The organism is Actinocorallia lasiicapitis (genome assembly GCF_054778695.1).
Map to the genome: position 1 here is coordinate 1 of NZ_BAAGZI010000020.1, position 16,270 is coordinate 16,270.

Here is a 16,270-nt window from a genome sequence, read left to right on the forward strand (position 1 = left end):
GCACGATCTCGCCCGGGCGCAGCACGATCCCGGCCTCGGCGGCCAGCCGTGCGGCGGCCGCGAGGGCGCGCATCGGGTGGCCGAGGATCGCGGCGGTCGAACCGCTCTCGGTGACCCGTCCGTCCACCTCGAGCAGCACGCCCAGATCGCCCAGCTCCCGGGGCGCGCGCCACGCGCCGAGCACGTAACCGGCGGCGGAGGTGTTGTCGGCGATCACCTCGGGGAGCGAGAACGAGAACGCCTCGTACCGCGAGTCGATGATCTCCAGCGCGGGCGCGACGGCCCGGACGTCCAGGGGATCGCCCTCATGGCCCGCGCCGATCGGCGCCCCGAGCAGGAACGCGACCTCCGGCTCTATCCGCGGATGCACGAACTGCGCGACGGGGACCTCCCCGCCGTCCAGGACGGCCATCCGGTCGGTGATCCGGCCGCGGATCAGGTCGTGCACGCCCATCTGCCGCATCTTGGCGACGCTCGTGAACCCGAGCTTCAGCCCGGTGACCCGCTCGCCGCGCGCCACCCGCAGCCCGACCAGCGCGTCCTGGACGGCGTAAGCCTCGGCCAGTTCGGTGATCCCGGTGCTGCCGCCGGGCACGGCCCTGCGCTCACGCGCGGCGGAGTCGAGCAGCTCCGCGATCCTCGGCACGTTCATGCGGGCGCTCCGGCGAACGCGGCACGGACAGTGCCGAGGTGCTGGATCCGGGCTTCGAGGACGTCGCCGGGGGAGACCGCGACCATCGGGCCGAGGGCCCCGGTCAGGATCGTGTCACCGGCGCGGAGCGGGGTGCCGAGCCGGACCAGCGTGTCGGCCAGCCAGAGGGCGGCGGTCAGCGGGTGGCCCAGGCAGGCGGCGCCGCTGCCCGTCGAGACCTGCTCGCCGCGGCGCTCCAGCACCATGCCCGCCTCGCGGAGGTCGACGTCCTTGAGGAGAACGGGGCGGGTGCCGAGCACGTACAGGCCGCTGGAGGCGTTGTCGGCGACCGTGTCGACCAGGGTGATGTCCCAGTCGCGGACCCGGCTGCCGACCACTTCGATGGCGGGCAGCGCGAAGGCCGTCGCCCGCAGGAGATCGGCGACGGTGTGCCGTTCGTGCGGCAGGTCGGCGTCCAGGACCAGGGCGACCTCCGCTTCGGCCTTCGGCTGGAGGACGGCGCCGAACGGGATGTCCTGCCCGTCCGGGACGGCCATGTCGTCGAAGAGCGTGCCGAAGTCGGGGGAGTCCACGCCGAGCTGGCGCTGGACGGCCGTCGAGGTCAGGCCGATCTTGCGGCCGACGATCCGGCGGCCCGCGGCGAGCCGGCGTCCGGTCAGCTCCGCCTGGACGGCGTAGGCGTCGTCCAGGGAGGAGATCAGATCGCGGACCGGCGCGGCCGGGGCGCCGTCGCGCTGCGCGGCCTCCAGCCGGTCGGCGGCTTCCAGTACGGGTTTCACAGCTTCACGCACACATTCATCGGTTCTGAGAAGAAAGCGAGGGAGTGGCGGCCGCCCTCACGGCCGATCCCGCTGGCCTTGACGCCGCCGAACGGGGTGCGCAGATCGCGCAGGTTCCAGGTGTTGACCCACGCGATCCCGACGTCGAGGCGGGGCGCGACCCGGTGGGCGCGCGACAGGTCGTCCGTCCAGAGCGTCGCGGCGAGGCCGTAGGCGCTGTCGTTGGCGCGGGCGACGGCCTCGTCCTCGCTGTCGAACGGCGCGACGTGCACGAAGGGGCCGAAGATCTCTTCTCTGACGGCCGGGTGGGTGTCGGCCAGGCCCGTCACGACGGTGGGGCGCACCCAGTAGCCGCCGTCGCGGGCGTCACCGAAGACGGGGGCGTCGCCGCCGGTCCTGACGTCGCCGTCCTTGGCGGCCTTCCCGAGGTAGCCGAGGACCTTGTCGCGGTGTTCGGCGGAGACCATCGGCCCGAGCTGCGGTCCGAACTCGAGGGCGGCGGCCCGCCGGGCCAGTTCCGCGGTGAACTCCTCGAAGATCGGCCGTTCGACGTACACGCGTTCGGTGCACAGGCAGACCTGGCCGCTGTTGGTGAACGCCGACCGGACGGTGCCGTCGACGGCCTTCTCCAGGTCGGCGTCCGCGAAGACCAGTCCGGCGTTCTTGCCGCCGAGTTCGAAGGAGACCGGGGTGAGGTGGGCGGCCGCCGCCTTCATGATCGCGCTGCCGGTGCCGGATTCGCCGGTGAAGGCGATCGCGTCGATCCCGGGATGCCCGGTGAGGAACGCGCCCGCCGAGTTCGCGCCGAACCCGTGCACCAGGTTGAACACGCCCGCGGGCAGTCCCGCCTCGTGCATCACTTCGGCGAGCAGGGTCGCCGTCGACGGGGTGATCTCCGACGGTTTGGCGACGACGGTGTTCCCGGCGGCCAGCGCGGGCGCGACCTTCCAGGTCAGCAGCAGCAGCGGCAGGTTCCACGGCGACACCACGGCGACGACGCCGAGCGGCTTGTGCACGGTGTAGTTGAGCGCCCCGAGCCCGTCGGGCGTGGCCGTCCGGTAGGACTCCTCGGCCCGTCCGAGCGCCAGGTCGGCGTAGGCCCGGAAGTTCGCGGCGCCCCGCGGAATGTCGACGCTGGACGCCAGCGCCGCGGGCTTCCCGGTGTCCTCGCATTCGGCCGCCACGAACTCCTCGAACCGCGCCTCGATCCCGTCGGCGATTCGCCGCAGCACCGCACACCGCTCGTCGACGCTGGTGTCCCCCCACGCTCCGCGCAGCGCCCGCCGGGCCGCCGCGACGGCTTCATCGACGGTCTCCCGCCCACCCGCGTACGCGGCGCCGACCACGGCCCCGTCCACCGGCGAGTACAGCGAAAACCTCTCGCCACCCCCGCAGAACCGCCCGTCGATGTAATGCAGTCTCTCCTTCACCCCTGCATCATCGAACCCCAAGCTATAACCCACAAATGCCGTTCTCGCCACCACCTATACCAACCCCGAGATACCTCCTTGGGTCTGCCTCGGGTGCGCCGGCGAGCCGTCGGCTATTTGCCTGGTTCGGGGCCGTACCACTGGGCGGGCTGGCCGGTCACCCGTGCGATGCGCTCGAAGTCGCGGTCGCGGTGGAGGAGCGTCAGGCCCTGGAGTTCCGCCGTCGCGGCGATGACGAGGTCCACGGGGCCGGCGCTTCGGTGCGTTCCCTGTCGGGTGAGGGCTTCCTGGACGTTCCAGGCCCTGTCGTAGGCGCGGTCGTCGACGGGGATCCAGCCGAAGAGCAGGCGGAGGTCTTCGATGCCCTGCTCGCGGTCGGCGATGGACCGGGCGCTGTAGAAGAACTCCAGCTCGGTGATGGGGCAGAGGGCGATGAGACCGGCCGTCGCCGCTTGGTCCCAGCCGTACTGTTCGGCGTCGGGGCGCAGGAAACGGGCCAGGGCGCTGGTGTCGATGAGGAACTGCGCGGCGTTCATCGACGGTATTCGCTCTTGCTCTCGAAGAGTTCGAGGTCGAAACCGCCCTCGGCGGCGTTGGACCGGAGCCGGGTGAGGGCGAGCGCTCGCCGTCGGTGCTCCAGCACCTCGCGGAGAGCCGTGTTGACGGTCTCCTTCTTGGTGCTGGTCCCGAGTGCTTTGGCGACGTCGGCGAGCAGCTCGTCATCCAGATCGATCACGGTACGACTCATGGATGCACCTCCGCTGATATCAAATGTTCAGATCATTATATCTCGCGGGGGGCGATCCGGGGGGTGAAGGCCGTCGCCGGGAGGGGGACGGCCTTCGGGGGGTCAGAGGTAGCGGGCGGCGGCGGCTTCGGCGGGGGCGTCGGCGCCGGTGACGCCGTTCGGGCCGGTGGGGACGCCGGAGTCGAGGGCGTCGGGGGCCATGAAGGTGACGCGGTGCATTTTGCGGCGCTGGGTGTAGTCGGCGACCGCGTAGTGCTGGGTGGGGCGGTTGTCCCAGAACGCGAGCGTGCCGGGACGCCACTTCAGGCGGACCTGGAACTGGGGGTCGCGGACCGCGTCGAACAGCAGCGGCAGGATCGCCTCGTTCTCGCGGCGCGACAGGCCGATCAGGCGCGTCACCGAGCTGCGGTTGACGTACAGCGCCTTGCGGCCCGTCTCGGGATGCACCCGCACCACCGGGTGGACCGACGGCGGGTTCTTGTCCTGCATTTCGCGCAGATCGAACCGGTGGCCCTTGTCGATGGCCTTGGAGATCGACATGGTCAGGTCGTGTTCGGCGTACAGCTCGTCGCAGAGCCGTTGGAGCCACGGCGCGAGCGAGTCGTACACCAGGTACATGTTGGCCCAGTTGGTGTCGCCGCCGACCTCGGGCAGGATCACGGCGCGCAGCAGCGACCCCGTCGGCGGCCGTTTCATGAACGTGTTGTCGCTGTGCCACTGGTCGCCGCCCTCGCCCTTCGGCGAGGTCTGGTCGAGGATGTGGATGGCTCCGCCGTCGACGTTCATCTTCGGGATGTCGAGGGTCCCGAAGTTCAACGCGAACGCCTCATGCTCGGCGTCGGTGATGTGCTGGTCCCGGAAGAACAGCACATAGTTGTCCAGAAGCCCCTGCCGGATGGTCCGCACCTGCTCCTCGTCGAGCGGCTTCCGCAGGTCGACCCCCGTGACCTCCGCCCCGATGTTCGCCGTCACCTTCTGAAATTCGATCATCTTCTCCAAGCCCTCCTTGCCCACAAGCAATCGCTAGGTTAAATGTACTCCACACACATTCCCCCGGCTAGGCCCCGACCCTGGCAATCCCGGACATGGCGAAGGCCCCGTTGGGGGACGGGGCCTTGGAGGGCGTGGGGGCTAGCGGGAGTAGAACTCGACGACGAGTTGTTCGTCGCAGATGATCGGGATTTCGGTGCGGGTGGGGAGGCGGTCGAGGCGGGCCAGGAGGGCCGGGGTCTGGACGTCGAGGTAGGGGGCCGGGACGGCTGGGGTGTGGGCGCCCGCGGCGGCGACCTGGAAGGGCGGCAGCGCGCGGCTCTTCTCGGCGACCTGGAGGAAGTCGCCGGGACGCAGCTTGTACGACGGCCGGTCGACGCGCTTGCCGTTCACCAGGATGTGCCGGTGCACCACGAACTGGCGGGCCTGGTAGATCGTCCGGGCGAATCCGGCGCGCAGGACGAGGGCGTCGAGCCGGCGTTCCAGGTCGATGACGAGGTTCTCGCCGCTCTTGCCTTCGAGCTTGAGCGCCTTGTCGAAGGCGTTGCGGAGCTGGGCTTCGCGGATGTTGTACTGCGCGCGCAGCTTCTGCTTCTCCAGGAGCTGCGCCTTGTATCCGGAGTCCTTCTTGCGCGCCCGGCCGTGGACGCCCGGCGGGTAGGGCCGGTTCTCGAAGTACTTCACGCACTTGGGCGTCAACGGGATGCCGAGTGCGCGGGAGAGCTTCGCCTTCGGCCGGGGGTTGTTCATTCTCGCTCCTTCGTGGTTAGGTGATCCTAACTTAGGCTAGCCTAACCTAAAGGAGCAAGTGATGATCCGCAGACCGTCGGGAGCCGAGCGCGCCCGCACCCTGGCGTACGGCGTCGCCGGTGGATCGCTGCACACCCTCGGCGAGGACGAGCCGCTGACGATCGCCGCGCACGTCACCGACGACGACGGTGTCCCGCTGCTGCTCGTCCCGACGAGCAGCGCGGTCGTCGCGGCCCTGGCCGCCGAGCCCGACCTCCCCGCGACGCTCCGGATCACCGATCTGGCGCCCGTCCCGCTGGCCGACCGGGTCAGGGGCCGCGCCTGGATGCACGGCTGGGTCACCGAGGTGCCCCTGGAGTCGCGCCGCGAGGCCGCCATCAAGATCTCCCGGCTGCACGCGCGCCCCGATCTGCTGGACGTCGGCGCCCGGATCCCGGCCCGCGAGGAGTGGACCATCCTCGCCCTGGAGCCCGCCGAGATCGAGGTCGAGGACGTCTGGGGCAGCACGGTCGTCGAGCCGGAGGAGTACGCGGCGGCCCGTCCCGACCCGTTCGTCGCCCTGGAACCGGGCGCGATCACCCATCTCGACGCCTCGCACGGCGCCGAGCTGCGGGCCCTGTTCGAGACCCGCTTCGGCGCGGATCTATCTCCGGAACCGGCCGTCCGCGCTCTGGCGCTCAACCGCTTCGGCCTGCACCTGCGCGCCCTGGCGCCCGGCCTCACCCCCGTCGACGTCCGCTTCCCGTTCCCCGTCCCGGCCCGTGATCTGGACGGTCTGCGCGCCGCCTACCGCGTCCTGTTCAAGACGGTCGCGCCCCGGCACGCGTGACGGCCCCGCCTCCGCGAGGGGAGACGGGGCCGGGGGCGTCCGCGGCGGGCCGTGGGTCATCCAGTCCGGTGGCCCGCCGCGTGCTAGGGGAGGGCCTGGGCGACGTCGTCCCACAGGTCGTCGGGGTGTTCCAGCCCCACGGCCAGCCGGACGGTGCCCTCGGAGAAGCCCGCGGCGGCCAGCGCTTCGGGCGTGTACATCCGGTGGGAGGTGCTGGCCGGGTGCATGGCGAGGGTCTTGCCGTCGCCGAGTGACGCGGTGAGGGTGAGCAGTTTCACGCTCTCGATGAAGTGGCGTCCGGCGTCGCGTCCGCCGCGCAGGTCGAAGGCGAGCACTCCGCCGCCTCCGCCGAGCAGCCGCTGGGCGACGTCGTAGTCGGGGTGTTCGGGCAGCGACGGGTACCAGACCTTCTCGACGGACGGGTGCGCGGCGAGGTTCTTGCCCAGGTGGAGGGCGTTGTCGAGGATCCGCGGCAGCCGGACCCCGAGCGTGGTGAGCCCGCGCAGCAGCAGGTAGGCGGCGAACGGGTCGAGGGTCGGCCCCAGTTCGACGGTTTCGGACCAGACCTGCCGGTGCAGCGCCGCGTCGGCGAAGACGGCGACTCCGGCGATGGCGTCGCCGTGCCCGCAGATGTACTTGGTGGCGGAGTGCACCACGATGTCGGCGCCGTGTTCCAGCGGCCGGCAGAGCAGCGGGGTGGCGAAGGTGTTGTCGACGACGGACAGCACGCCCGGTCCGGCGGCCGTGATAAGCGCGGGCAGGTCGGACACCCGGGTGGTCGGGTTGGCGATCGTCTCCAGGTACAGCAGCCGCGTGTTCGGCCGGACGGCCGCGGCCACCTCGTCCGGATCGTGCCCGGACACGTAGGTGACCTCGACGCCCCATTTGGTGGCCAGGGTCTGCAGCGAGCCGTAGGTGCCGCCGTACAGGCAGCTCTGGGCGATCACGTGGTCGCCGGTCTTGAGCAGCGCGTGGAGCACCGCGTTGATCGCGCCCATCCCGGACGCCGCCGCGACGGCCCCGACCCCGCCTTCAAGATCGGCCATGGCCTGTTCGAAGGCCCGGACGGTCGGGTTGCCGAGCCGGCTGTAGAAGGGCGCCTGGTTCGGCCCGTCGAACGCTTCGGCCATCGCGTCCGCGGTGTCGAACGAGAACAGGTGGCCTTGGTAGATCGGCATCCCGAGCGCCTGACTGCCTTCGGGGACGACGATCGGCGTGTGGACGGTCCGGGTCTCCGGTCGCAACTCGGTCATATGACCAGTTTGGCCCTGTTTGACCAGCGCAAACAGGGCCAATGACAAGCAGTGGCCTATTTCTCTTCCGCGGCCTCGGCCTGCTGCGCCTCGCGCAGCGCCCGGCGGCGGGCCTTCTCCTCGGCCTCCGCGGCGTCCAGCGCCTCGGCCTCCTCGAAGGTCGGCGCGGCGCCGCCCAGGTGCGCCGGCTGCCACCACTGGCCCTTGCCGTCGACCGGGTACTCGGCCTGCGCCTTGTCCAGCAGCTCCTGCATCCGGACGCGCAGCTCCTCCGCGACGGCCGTGGCGTCGTCCTTGCGGGTCGGGTACATCGGCTCGCCGATCAGGACGGTGATGTCGACCCCGCGCTGGAACAGGTTCTTCTTCCGGCCCTTCGTCCACATCCGCTGCTCGCCCCAGACCGCGACGGGCACCAGCGGAGTCCCGGACGCGACGGCCATCCGCACCGCCCCGGACTTGATCTCCTTGACCCGGAACGACCGGCTGATCGTCGCCTCGGCGAACACGCCCACGACCTCACCGGACTTCAGCGCCTTGAGCGCCGCGATGTAGGACGACGCGCCGTTCTCCCGGTCGACGGGGATGTGCTTCATCCCGCGCATCAGCGGCCCGGAGATCTTGTGGTCGAAGACCTCCTTCTTGGCCATGAAGCGCACCAGCCGCCGGGCCGGGTGCGCGCCCAGCCCGACGAAGATGAAGTCCAGGTAGGAGACGTGGTTGCTGGAGATCACCGCTCCGCCCGTGGCCGGGATGTTCTCGTGTCCCTCGATCCGGAACCGCATCCCCAGCACCTTGAACAGCACCAGGAGCAGGCGGATTACCGGCGGGTAGACGATCTCCTTCTCGCTCATGCCTTGAACCGTAACCTACGAGGCGGTAACCCCCGAAATGTGGGACGTCGACAACTCCTGGTACGAAGTTTTGGGGACTTCGGTGTTGGTCAGCACCCGCAGGAGTGTGCCGGGCCGGAACAGGGAGGTCGGCGCGGCCTTGAGCGCCAGGACGTCGATGAGTTCCGCCTGCGCCTTCGGCTGGACGTTGGCCGCCGCGATCACCTTGCTCACATAGGCGTTGATCACCTTGGTGTGCAGGGGGACGGTGGGGCCCTCGGTCTCGGCGTACCGGCAGTCCTCGCCGGTCGCGACCAGCCAGGCGCCGGCCGCGGTGCGCCGGGCGCGGCGCTGGAACCAGGCCGTCGACCGGCGTTCGGCGAGGGTGCGGTCCAGTTCGAGGGCGCTGAGCGCGGCGACCGTCATGCCCTGGCCGTAGATCGGGTCGAAGCTGCACACGGCGTCGCCGATCACCGCGAACCCTTCGGGCCATGACCGCATCCGGTCGTAGTGCCGCCTCTTGTTGGCGGTGTCGCGGAAGGAGACGATCGGCGTCAGCGGCTCCGCGTTCTTGATCGCCTCATAGAGGACGGGGCTGCGCAGGTTCTTGGCGTAGTCGAGGAAACCCTCCTCGGTGGTCGGCGGGTAGTCGCGTCCCGCGCCGCTGAGGCTGCAGATCCACCGGCCGCCTTCCTGCGGGAACAGCCCGCCGGTCCTGCGGGTGTGCGGCGGGTCGGCCTGGAGGTACAGGGCGCGCCAGCCGGGGTCGAACCCGTCGGGGATGGCGTAGTAGCGGCTGGCGTAGCCGAGCAGCGGATTGATCAGGGTCTCGCGGGGGAACGGGTGGCCGAGTCTGGCCAGCCATTCGGGCGCGCGCGAACCCCGTCCGGAGGCGTCCAGGACGAGGTCGGCGGTGAGCCGTCCGGCCTCCCCTCCGCGCTGACGCTCCCGGAACTCCACGCCGGTGACGTGCCCCGTCCCGGTCAGCCCGGTCACCTCGACCCCGGTCGTGACGGTCAGGTTCGGCAGGGCGAGGACGTGCCTGCGCACGACCCAGTCGAGCAGGCCGCGGCTGAAGGTGAGCATCCGGTCGGTGTCGAACCGCTCGCGCCAGCCTTCGGCCGTCAGCCAGAGGAAGTCCTTGGGGATGCGCAGGTCGGCGGCGCCTTCGGCGAGCAGGTCGTCGACGAAGCCGGGGAACAGCTCCGACAGGATCTCCATCCCGCGGGTCCACAGGACGTGCAGGTGCCGGCCCTGCGGGACGCCCGCGCGGAAGACGGGCTCGGCGGGGAAGACGTCCCGTTCGATGAGGGTGACTTTTTCGAAGTGCTCGGTGAGCACACGCGCGGCCAGCAGACCGGCGATGCTCCCTCCGACCACTATGGCGTGTTCCCGCTCCATATCCGCCCCTTCACCGGCACCCATCTGGATGTCCACTATGAGATGAATTGTTTACATCGAACGGGCCGCGGCCGATAGTGGGCACCATCGTTCCCCACTTGGGCGTGGAGGGAAATACATGACAACTGCACCCGAGAAGACCCGGCAGCCTTCCCGGACCCAGCATCACAGAACGGTCAAACGCGAGCTCGCCGAGACACCACATCCCGCATGGGTCACCGCCATGCTCGAGGAGCTGCGGCCGGACTGGGAGGGCGTGCTCGCCTCCGAGGTCTTCACCGGCACCGCCGCCGCGGGCGTCACGGACGAGACCTGGCGCAACGTCGTCCGGGAGTTCTTCTGCGTCGTCGAGGCGTTCCCCAAGTACATGGGCGTGTACCTGGGCCGCACCACCTACGGCAAGACCGACGGCGACCTGCTCGCCAGGGACTGGCTGATCGGCAACATCCGCACCGAGGCGCTGCACGCGCAGTGGTTCGTCGACTGGGGAGTCGGCCTCGGACTCACCGAACAGGAGATCATCGACCACCGGCCGGGACCAGCCGCCGCCGCGCTCCACGAATTCCTCTGGTCGGTCGCCTACCGGGGATCGGTCGCCGAGGCGTTCGGCGCGGTCAACTTCGCGGTCGAGGGCACGACGGGCGAATGGACGCGCCTCGTCATGCCCGCGTTCCGCGAACGGATGGGGGACGACAAGTACGCGCTCATGTGGCTCGCCGAGCACGCCGAGTACGACGACGCCCACCCGCGTGAGGCACTGGAGCTGATCAAGCTCACGGTGCGGGACGAGCGCGACCAGGCGGCCGTCAAGGAGGCGACCCGACGTTCGCTGGAGCTGTTCCGGCGCGCGTGGGACTCCTGCCTCGCCTGAGCATCCGCACGACAGGGGAGCCCGTCCGGTGGGGCGGGCTCCCTTGTGGCCGTCCCCGGCCGTACCGGGAAGTAGGTCCCGACAGGCTGCGGAAACATGGGTTAAGTCCTCGTTATCAATCATTGACCTGTGTTGACCCGTCTCGCTCCCACGGCATAGGTGTGGAACACAGGGCGACGAAGAGCAGACGGGACGCGACGATGACTCAGTTGACAGCGGTGGACACCAACTTCCTCAACATCGAGTCGGGACGCACCCACGCCCATATCGGCGGGCTCGCCATCGTCGACACGTCCCTCTGCGAAGGCGGCAGGCTCACCCGCCGCGACATGGTCGGGCTGATCACCGAACGGGCCCATCTGGCGCGGCCGCTCCGCCGACGCCTCGCGTCGGTGCCGCTCGGCCTCGACCGCCCCTACTGGGAGGACGACCCCGACTTCGACCCCGACCGGCACGTCCACGAGACGGCCCTGCCGATGCCGGGCGACGACCTGCAGCTCGGCGCGGAGATCGCGCGCATCCACGAACGTCCCCTGGACCGGCGCCGGCCGCTGTGGGAGCTGTACCTGATCCAGGGGCTGGCCGGAGGCCGCGCGGCCGTCTACGCGAAGGTGCACCACGCGTGCGTCGACGGGGTGCTCGCCGCCGAACTGCTGATGGCGCTGCTGGACCTCCAGCCCGAACCGCTGACGATCCCACCCGACACCGCCGAACGCGAGAAGCGTCCCGGAGCGGTCGAAATGGTCGGCAAGGGGTTGGCGCGCGCGGCCCTGCACCCCGTCCGGACGGCGGAGAGCCTGCTGAAGACCGCCCCGTACCTGGATCAGATGCCGGTGGTGGGCAACCTGCCGGGCGTCCGCGAAGCGTCGAACGCCCTCCGCCTGGTGCTGCGCCGCGCCAACCCCGAGCAGGCCGAACTGGCGGGCGCGCCCCGCACCCCGTTCAACGCGTCGATCTCCCAGCACCGCACGTTCGCGTTCGGCTCGCTGCCGCTGGACGACGTCAAGAAGGTGCGCCGGGAGCTGGGCGTCAGCGTCAACGACGTCGTCATGGCGATGTGCACGGGCGCGCTCCGCCAGTGGCTCGCCGACCACGACGCGCTGCCCGACCGTCCGCTGGTCGCGTGCGTCCCCGTCTCGCTGCGCCGCGACGCGTCCTGCGACGACCAGTCCAACGCCCTGTCCGCGATGTTCGCGCCGCTGCCCGTCCACCTCGACGACCCGGCCGAACGCTTCGCCGCCGTCCGCACCGGAATGCAGTCCGTGAAACGCCGTTTCGCCTCTTCGACGGGCACCTGGTTCGAAACCGTCAGCGCCCTGGTCCCCGCCTCGATCTCGGGCCTCGCCACCCGCCTGGTCATGCAGGTCGCCCCGGCCCTCAGCCCTGTCAACCTGATCATCTCGAACGTCCCGGGCCCCCAGCAGCCCCTCTACATCCGAGGCGCCCGAGTCCTCACCTACTACCCGGCCTCCGTCATCTCCGACGCCACGGGCGGCCTCAACATCACCGTCTTCTCCTACAACGGCAGCCTCGACATCGGCATCATCGCCTGCCCCGACCTCGTCCCCGACGCCTGGAACCTCATCGACTACCTCCGCGACTCCCTAACCGAACTCCTCAAACTCACCAACACCTAACCCGGGGGGATTGGGAGGGGACAGGAAAGAGGAGAAAAGAAGAAGCGGGAAGGGCGAGAAGAAAGGGAGAAAGACGAGAACGGCGAGGAGTACGGGAACGGCGAGGAGTAGAGAGAGCGGTGGGGAACAGGAGGAAGGGGAGAACGGCCAGGTCTTCGCTCCGCTCCAGGTCCCTCTCATCAGGGGCCGAGCCCCCGAACCCCGGCAGGGGGACACCCCCTGCACCCCCGAACCCCAACGGTGTCGCTGCCTTTTCGGTCTGTTCATAAGCAGATCGGCGGAGTCGACGTTTGGCGGGAACAACTGCGCTCCCTCGCGGATGCCATGTCGCGGCCCAACCTCATGCTGCAGGTGCTGCCGGCAAGCGCATGGGAGCACCCTGGCCATGAGGGGTCGTTCGTGGTGTTCGGATTCGGCGGTCCCACTGCGCTGGATGTGGCCTACTTCGAAGGAGCCGCAGGTAGCCGCATGTACCTGGAGAAGCCCAACCTCGTCGGGACATGTAGCGTGAACTTCGACCAGATCTCCAAGGCCGCCTTCACGCAGAGCAAGTCTCTGGAGGTGATCGAGAAGCTGCTGGTCTGAGCGCAGGTCCCACTTGAGAGGTTCACCCAGTGTCCGCTTCCCCGATCTCCGACCCCTCGGGCCTTTCTTGGCGAACCAGTACTTACACCAACGCGAACAACAACGACTGCGTCGAGCTGGCAGCCACCACCAACACCATTCACATTCGCGACACCAAGAATCGCGACGCCGCCACCCTCCGACTTCATAAAGGCGCTATGCGCTCTTTCATCGCAAGACTCAAGTCCGCGTGACCAACGATCAAGTCGCAGCCTTCACGGTGTAGTGCTGGCTGGGCAGGCCCGCCGACCACACCTACTATGTGCTGGCAGGGTCCACACCGGTACTTGTCCACAACAGCTCGATGCCCTTCGAGGAGATCGGTCCTTGGCTTGTACGGTTCGCCCAAGGCAGCGTCGGGAATCCATTCAAGTCGGGCCACCTCATTTCAGAGACCGCAGGTGACCTTGCGGATGGCAGCCTCTCGCCCGGCGATCTTGATCCGATCCGTTTGGTCGAGAGGAATGGAAATCTATCTACTTTGGATACCGGAAGGCTGGTTGCTTTCCAGCAGTCCGGTCCGTCCCGTATCGAATGGCGACGCCAGTCGAGGTGTGGAAAGAATGGTGCAGTAAGTTCACGACCAAGACTGAGGGGGTCGGTATCAAGATCAGAAGAGAGGGCTGGCATGGAGGGTCTTGCTGATCGGGTCGATGGAATTTCATCCCCACAGGAGCTGTCGGACTTCGTGGAGAAGATGTCGATCATCGCGAGTTCGCCTGAGAGGCCCGGTTGGGAAAATGCCGATCTCCCGCGGTTCTTTGAGGCGATTTCTGCCTGGATTGCGGATATGGACGGGTTCTTCGCAAACCAGGGGATCGAGGGTACGGTCATCCCCTCGTGGAAGCTCTTTGGGGAAATGCTGCTCGCAGCAACAATGTACGAGTGAGGTTCCCTTAGAGGTGTGCACGGTGAGCTTTTAGTTCGGCGATGGCGCTTTTTTAGGGATCTTTCGATCATGTTCAGTGCGGTAGGCGGGCGAGCTCTCAGGCGCGCGACGAGCAGGCCCCATCTGTCTGCGTTGCCGTCAGGGCTGCCGTCATCGCCGGAGGCCGGTTATAGGACTCCTACAACCGGCCTCCGGACGTTCTCACGCCGGGCGGCTGTTCCGGGTCGGCCCCTGGAGACGTACAGAAGGTTCTAAGTCAACCATGATCGCCTGCGGTGATCAGGCGGGTGGGTTCTGGTCCTTGCTCGGTGCATCGCGTTCTGGGCAGCCCCGGCGAAGCTGGAGGCCGGGTCACTTGGTTCTCGATCGCCAGGCCGGTGCTGGCGGCTGATCGGTGGAAGATCTATGAACGCCGCCCTGATCGGGCCAGAAAAGGAGGAGGGCGGCTCGGCTGCGTAGCTTGGCTGCCATCGGGTAGCCTGAGGGCAGCAACATGTATCGGTGCTTAGGTCTTTGGCCGAACACCACATCCTAAGGCCGCCCCTCGGGGCGGCCTTAGCGCTATCTTTACTCTTCGTGTACTTCTGCTATCTCGATGAATCCGGCGGCTGTGAACCCCCAGATCTGGGGCCTGCGGCGACCCCCGCCATGGTCATCAGCGGGTTGATCATCGAGGCCAGTCAGATCCCCGCACTCACCCGGGACTTCCTGGCCCTCAAACGCCGGTTCTTCCCCGGCCGGTTCACCCACGGCCCAGCCCTCGATCATGTGCTGACCGAGATCAAGGGCAGCGAGATCCTGCAGATGACCCGCAGCGACTCCCGGAACAAACGCCGCCAGGCCGACCTGTTCCGCGCAAGCCTCCTCGATCTGGTCGAAGGCTACGGATGCCGGCTGGTCGGCCGCGTGTGGGTCAAAGAACTCGGCACATCCCTCAAGCCCGAGGCGACGTACTGCTACGCCGTCCAGGACATCGCCCTGCACTTCAGCCAGTACCTCCTCGGCCAGGGAGCATGCGGATTGCTGATCGCCGACGGCCGCAGCCAGAACCTCAACATTCCGGTAGCGCACTCGGTGTTCACTCAGAAATGGCGGACTGGCGGCGACCCCTACCCGCCGCTCCTGGAAGTCCCGCTGTTCGCTCACAGTGACAACCACGTCGGCCTCCAACTCGCCGACCTCGTCGCTTCCACCCTCGTCCTCCCCATGGCCGCCCACGCCTACGGGACCCCACCCGGCTCCGCCCACCACTCCGGCCGATACCAAGCCGTCCAGGAGACCTACGGCCAGCGGCTGCGCAGCCTCCAGCACCGCTACCGCGACGAGACCGGGCGCTGGCGAGGCGGCCTCGTAGTCTCCGACCCAGCAGGCAAACGCCCCGGCTCCCTCCTCTTCGGCCCATGAGGACGAGCCAGCCAATGGGGGTTCGCCTTGTTCGGTGAGGAGTTCGTTGGCTCGGGAGCCCCAGAAGCCGTAGTTGGCGGACATGGGGCTGATCGCGCGACCGTCATGGCCCGGTCGAGCAGCAGGACGCCGCGCTCCGCGATCTCCGATGCCTCGGGCTTCTTGGCGTACCCCTTCCAACGCGAACAACAACGACTGCGTCGAGCTGGCACCCACCACCGACACCATTCACATCCGCGACACCAAGAATCGCGACCCCGCCACCCTCCGACTCCACAGAGGCACTACGCGCTCCTTGATCACCACACTAAAATCCATCTGATCAACGTTCAATCCTCAGGGGCGTACCCCCAACAGAATCCCGGCTGCATGGCTGCTCGATCATGGCCCCGGAATTGCGCCGCGTAGGGCGCTGGTGCCGTCCCATCGGTTCACGATCGATGATGGAATGCCTGGGGGTTCGTGGCGGTGGGACAAGATCAACCAACTGCACGTGGCGTAGCTCTACCCATCGGCGACGTCCACCACGTTCGCGTGGCCGTAGCGGGCCGATGCCGGGATCTCCGTCAGTACCGCCGCCCGAGCGGTTCCTTGTCGCGGTGCCTGGTGATGGCGGATGTCGGTGAGCCGTTCTCGCAGTGACGGGATAGCGCACCGATCGCTGTTGGCGCTCGCGCCTGGAGTCACTACGAGGGGTGGTGGGGATATTCCGCCAGAAGGATCTCCGAGGTGGCACTGCAGGGGCGTCTCGCCGCGATATTCGGTCGGCCTAGTAGCGCCGTGCCTGCTATTCCAGTGCCGCCTGCCTCTGCCAGTACGCCAGGTTGTGTCGGGTGGTGAGGGTGTGGGGGTGGTCGGGTCCGAGGACCCGCAGCCGGTCGGTGAGCAGGTCCTGGAGGGCGGTGGCGGCTCCTGCCGGGTCACCGGCCTCTCCCCGCCAGTACGCCAGGTTGTTTCGGGTGGTGAGGGTGTCGGGGTGGTCGGGTCCAAGGACCCGCAGCTGGTCGGTGAGCAGGTCCTGGAAGGCGGTGGCGGCTCCTGCCGGGTCACCGGCCTCTCCCCGCCAGTACGCCAGGTTGCTTCGGGTGATGAGGGTGTCGGGATGGTCGGGTCCAAGGACCCGCAGCTGGTCGGTGAGCAGGTCCTGGAAGGCGGTGGCGGCTCCTGCCGGGTCACCGGCATG

General features: G+C 68.6%; 19 protein-coding genes. 8 read left to right on the plus strand and 11 right to left on the minus strand.

What is annotated here, in order from left to right; all coding sequences use genetic code 11:
- The 7 genes from ACYVE7_RS04430 to rpsD form a co-directional block, all read right to left on the minus strand.
- Positions 1 to 652, minus strand: a 652-nt coding sequence (locus tag ACYVE7_RS04430; RefSeq protein WP_460363231.1) for a 2-keto-4-pentenoate hydratase, incomplete at its 3' end; no start/stop codon positions are given.
- Positions 649 to 1,443 (minus strand): 2-keto-4-pentenoate hydratase, encoded by a 795-nt coding sequence (locus ACYVE7_RS04435; protein ID WP_460363232.1) that lies wholly within the window; start codon positions 1,441 to 1,443, stop codon positions 649 to 651. The genes ACYVE7_RS04435 and ACYVE7_RS04430, both read right to left, overlap by 4 nt.
- Positions 1,428 to 2,861: a 2-hydroxymuconic semialdehyde dehydrogenase gene (locus tag ACYVE7_RS04440; protein ID WP_460363233.1), complete on the minus strand. Its 1,434-nt coding sequence runs from the start codon at positions 2,859 to 2,861 to the stop codon at positions 1,428 to 1,430. Before ACYVE7_RS04440 ends, ACYVE7_RS04435 begins: the two co-directional genes overlap by 16 nt.
- Before the next feature lie 113 nt (positions 2,862 to 2,974).
- Positions 2,975 to 3,397: a PIN domain-containing protein gene (locus ACYVE7_RS04445; RefSeq protein WP_460363234.1), complete on the minus strand. Its 423-nt coding sequence runs from the start codon at positions 3,395 to 3,397 to the stop codon at positions 2,975 to 2,977.
- Positions 3,394 to 3,609: a type II toxin-antitoxin system VapB family antitoxin gene (locus ACYVE7_RS04450; protein ID WP_460363235.1), complete on the minus strand. Its 216-nt coding sequence runs from the start codon at positions 3,607 to 3,609 to the stop codon at positions 3,394 to 3,396. Before ACYVE7_RS04450 ends, ACYVE7_RS04445 begins: the two co-directional genes overlap by 4 nt.
- 102 nt (positions 3,610 to 3,711) lie before the next feature.
- Entirely contained in the window at positions 3,712 to 4,599 is an 888-nt protein-coding gene (locus tag ACYVE7_RS04455; protein ID WP_460363236.1) for a TauD/TfdA dioxygenase family protein, read from the minus strand.
- Positions 4,600 to 4,740: 141 nt separating this feature from the next.
- Complete coding sequence (rpsD, locus tag ACYVE7_RS04460; protein WP_460363237.1) at positions 4,741 to 5,349, minus strand: 30S ribosomal protein S4; 609 nt, start codon at positions 5,347 to 5,349, stop codon at positions 4,741 to 4,743.
- Between the two features lie 61 nt (positions 5,350 to 5,410).
- Between rpsD and ACYVE7_RS04465 the strand changes: the two genes are divergently transcribed.
- Positions 5,411 to 6,178, plus strand: coding sequence for a DUF2470 domain-containing protein (locus ACYVE7_RS04465; RefSeq protein WP_460363238.1), 768 nt, complete (start codon positions 5,411 to 5,413; stop codon positions 6,176 to 6,178).
- Between the two features lie 83 nt (positions 6,179 to 6,261).
- Here ACYVE7_RS04465 and ACYVE7_RS04470 read toward each other — a convergent pair whose 3' ends face one another.
- The 3 genes from ACYVE7_RS04470 to ACYVE7_RS04480 are packed head-to-tail and all read right to left on the minus strand — an operon-like array spanning position 6,262 to position 9,662.
- Entirely contained in the window at positions 6,262 to 7,431 is a 1,170-nt protein-coding gene (locus ACYVE7_RS04470; RefSeq protein WP_460363239.1) for a trans-sulfuration enzyme family protein, read from the minus strand.
- A 56-nt stretch (positions 7,432 to 7,487) separates the two neighbouring features.
- The gene (locus tag ACYVE7_RS04475; RefSeq protein ID WP_460363240.1) at positions 7,488 to 8,282 is read right to left on the minus strand and encodes a lysophospholipid acyltransferase family protein; all 795 of its coding nucleotides are present in this window, start codon (positions 8,280 to 8,282) and stop codon (positions 7,488 to 7,490) included.
- Between the two features lie 15 nt (positions 8,283 to 8,297).
- On the minus strand, positions 8,298 to 9,662 hold the full coding sequence (locus ACYVE7_RS04480; RefSeq protein WP_460363241.1) for an FAD-dependent oxidoreductase: 1,365 nt from the start codon (positions 9,660 to 9,662) through the stop codon (positions 8,298 to 8,300).
- A 118-nt stretch (positions 9,663 to 9,780) separates the two neighbouring features.
- Here ACYVE7_RS04480 and ACYVE7_RS04485 point away from each other — a divergent pair, with 118 nt between their 5' ends.
- The 7 genes from ACYVE7_RS04485 (at position 9,781) to ACYVE7_RS04515 (ending at position 15,409) form a co-directional block, all read left to right on the plus strand.
- Entirely contained in the window at positions 9,781 to 10,533 is a 753-nt protein-coding gene (locus ACYVE7_RS04485; RefSeq protein ID WP_460363242.1) for a TenA family transcriptional regulator, read from the plus strand.
- A gap of 200 nt (positions 10,534 to 10,733) precedes the next feature.
- Positions 10,734 to 12,170: a WS/DGAT/MGAT family O-acyltransferase gene (locus tag ACYVE7_RS04490; protein WP_460363243.1), complete on the plus strand. Its 1,437-nt coding sequence runs from the start codon at positions 10,734 to 10,736 to the stop codon at positions 12,168 to 12,170.
- A 240-nt stretch (positions 12,171 to 12,410) separates the two neighbouring features.
- Positions 12,411 to 12,755 carry a Scr1 family TA system antitoxin-like transcriptional regulator gene (locus ACYVE7_RS04495; protein ID WP_460363244.1) on the plus strand — a complete coding sequence of 115 codons (345 nt, stop codon included), beginning with the start codon at positions 12,411 to 12,413 and terminating at the stop codon, positions 12,753 to 12,755.
- A gap of 29 nt (positions 12,756 to 12,784) precedes the next feature.
- Complete coding sequence (locus ACYVE7_RS04500; protein WP_460363245.1) at positions 12,785 to 12,988, plus strand: DUF397 domain-containing protein; 204 nt, start codon at positions 12,785 to 12,787, stop codon at positions 12,986 to 12,988.
- Between the two features lie 110 nt (positions 12,989 to 13,098).
- Positions 13,099 to 13,683, plus strand: a complete 585-nt coding sequence (locus tag ACYVE7_RS04505) for a DUF7660 family protein (RefSeq protein ID WP_460363246.1) — start codon at positions 13,099 to 13,101, stop codon at positions 13,681 to 13,683.
- A gap of 576 nt (positions 13,684 to 14,259) precedes the next feature.
- Positions 14,260 to 15,087, plus strand: coding sequence for a DUF3800 domain-containing protein (locus tag ACYVE7_RS04510; protein WP_460363247.1), 828 nt, complete (start codon positions 14,260 to 14,262; stop codon positions 15,085 to 15,087).
- 148 nt (positions 15,088 to 15,235) lie between these two features.
- On the plus strand, positions 15,236 to 15,409 hold the full coding sequence (locus tag ACYVE7_RS04515) for a DUF397 domain-containing protein (RefSeq protein WP_460363267.1): 174 nt from the start codon (positions 15,236 to 15,238) through the stop codon (positions 15,407 to 15,409).
- Positions 15,410 to 15,874: 465 nt separating this feature from the next.
- Here the strand turns inward: ACYVE7_RS04515 and ACYVE7_RS04520 are convergent.
- The coding region (locus ACYVE7_RS04520) for a tetratricopeptide repeat protein (protein ID WP_460363248.1) at positions 15,875 to 16,270 on the minus strand (396 nt) is incomplete at its 5' end.

What these genes read in the sequence shown, in the direction of transcription:
- ACYVE7_RS04475 (WP_460363240.1), bottom strand. Translation starts at nt 8,282, where the DNA reads ATGAGCGAGAAGGAGATCGTCTACCCGCCGGTAATCCGCCTGCTCCTG.
- ACYVE7_RS04490 (WP_460363243.1), top strand. Translation starts at nt 10,734, where the DNA reads ATGACTCAGTTGACAGCGGTGGACACCAACTTCCTCAACATCGAGTCG.
- ACYVE7_RS04485 (WP_460363242.1), top strand. Translation starts at nt 9,781, where the DNA reads ATGACAACTGCACCCGAGAAGACCCGGCAGCCTTCCCGGACCCAGCAT.
- rpsD (WP_460363237.1), bottom strand. Translation starts at nt 5,349, where the DNA reads ATGAACAACCCCCGGCCGAAGGCGAAGCTCTCCCGCGCACTCGGCATC.
- ACYVE7_RS04470 (WP_460363239.1), bottom strand. Translation starts at nt 7,431, where the DNA reads ATGACCGAGTTGCGACCGGAGACCCGGACCGTCCACACGCCGATCGTC.
- ACYVE7_RS04515 (WP_460363267.1), top strand. Translation starts at nt 15,236, where the DNA reads ATGCCTCGGGCTTCTTGGCGTACCCCTTCCAACGCGAACAACAACGAC.
- ACYVE7_RS04505 (WP_460363246.1), top strand. Translation starts at nt 13,099, where the DNA reads ATGCCCTTCGAGGAGATCGGTCCTTGGCTTGTACGGTTCGCCCAAGGC.
- ACYVE7_RS04450 (WP_460363235.1), bottom strand. Translation starts at nt 3,609, where the DNA reads ATGAGTCGTACCGTGATCGATCTGGATGACGAGCTGCTCGCCGACGTC.
- ACYVE7_RS04455 (WP_460363236.1), bottom strand. Translation starts at nt 4,599, where the DNA reads ATGATCGAATTTCAGAAGGTGACGGCGAACATCGGGGCGGAGGTCACG.
- ACYVE7_RS04445 (WP_460363234.1), bottom strand. Translation starts at nt 3,397, where the DNA reads ATGAACGCCGCGCAGTTCCTCATCGACACCAGCGCCCTGGCCCGTTTC.
- ACYVE7_RS04465 (WP_460363238.1), top strand. Translation starts at nt 5,411, where the DNA reads ATGATCCGCAGACCGTCGGGAGCCGAGCGCGCCCGCACCCTGGCGTAC.
- ACYVE7_RS04480 (WP_460363241.1), bottom strand. Translation starts at nt 9,662, where the DNA reads ATGGAGCGGGAACACGCCATAGTGGTCGGAGGGAGCATCGCCGGTCTG.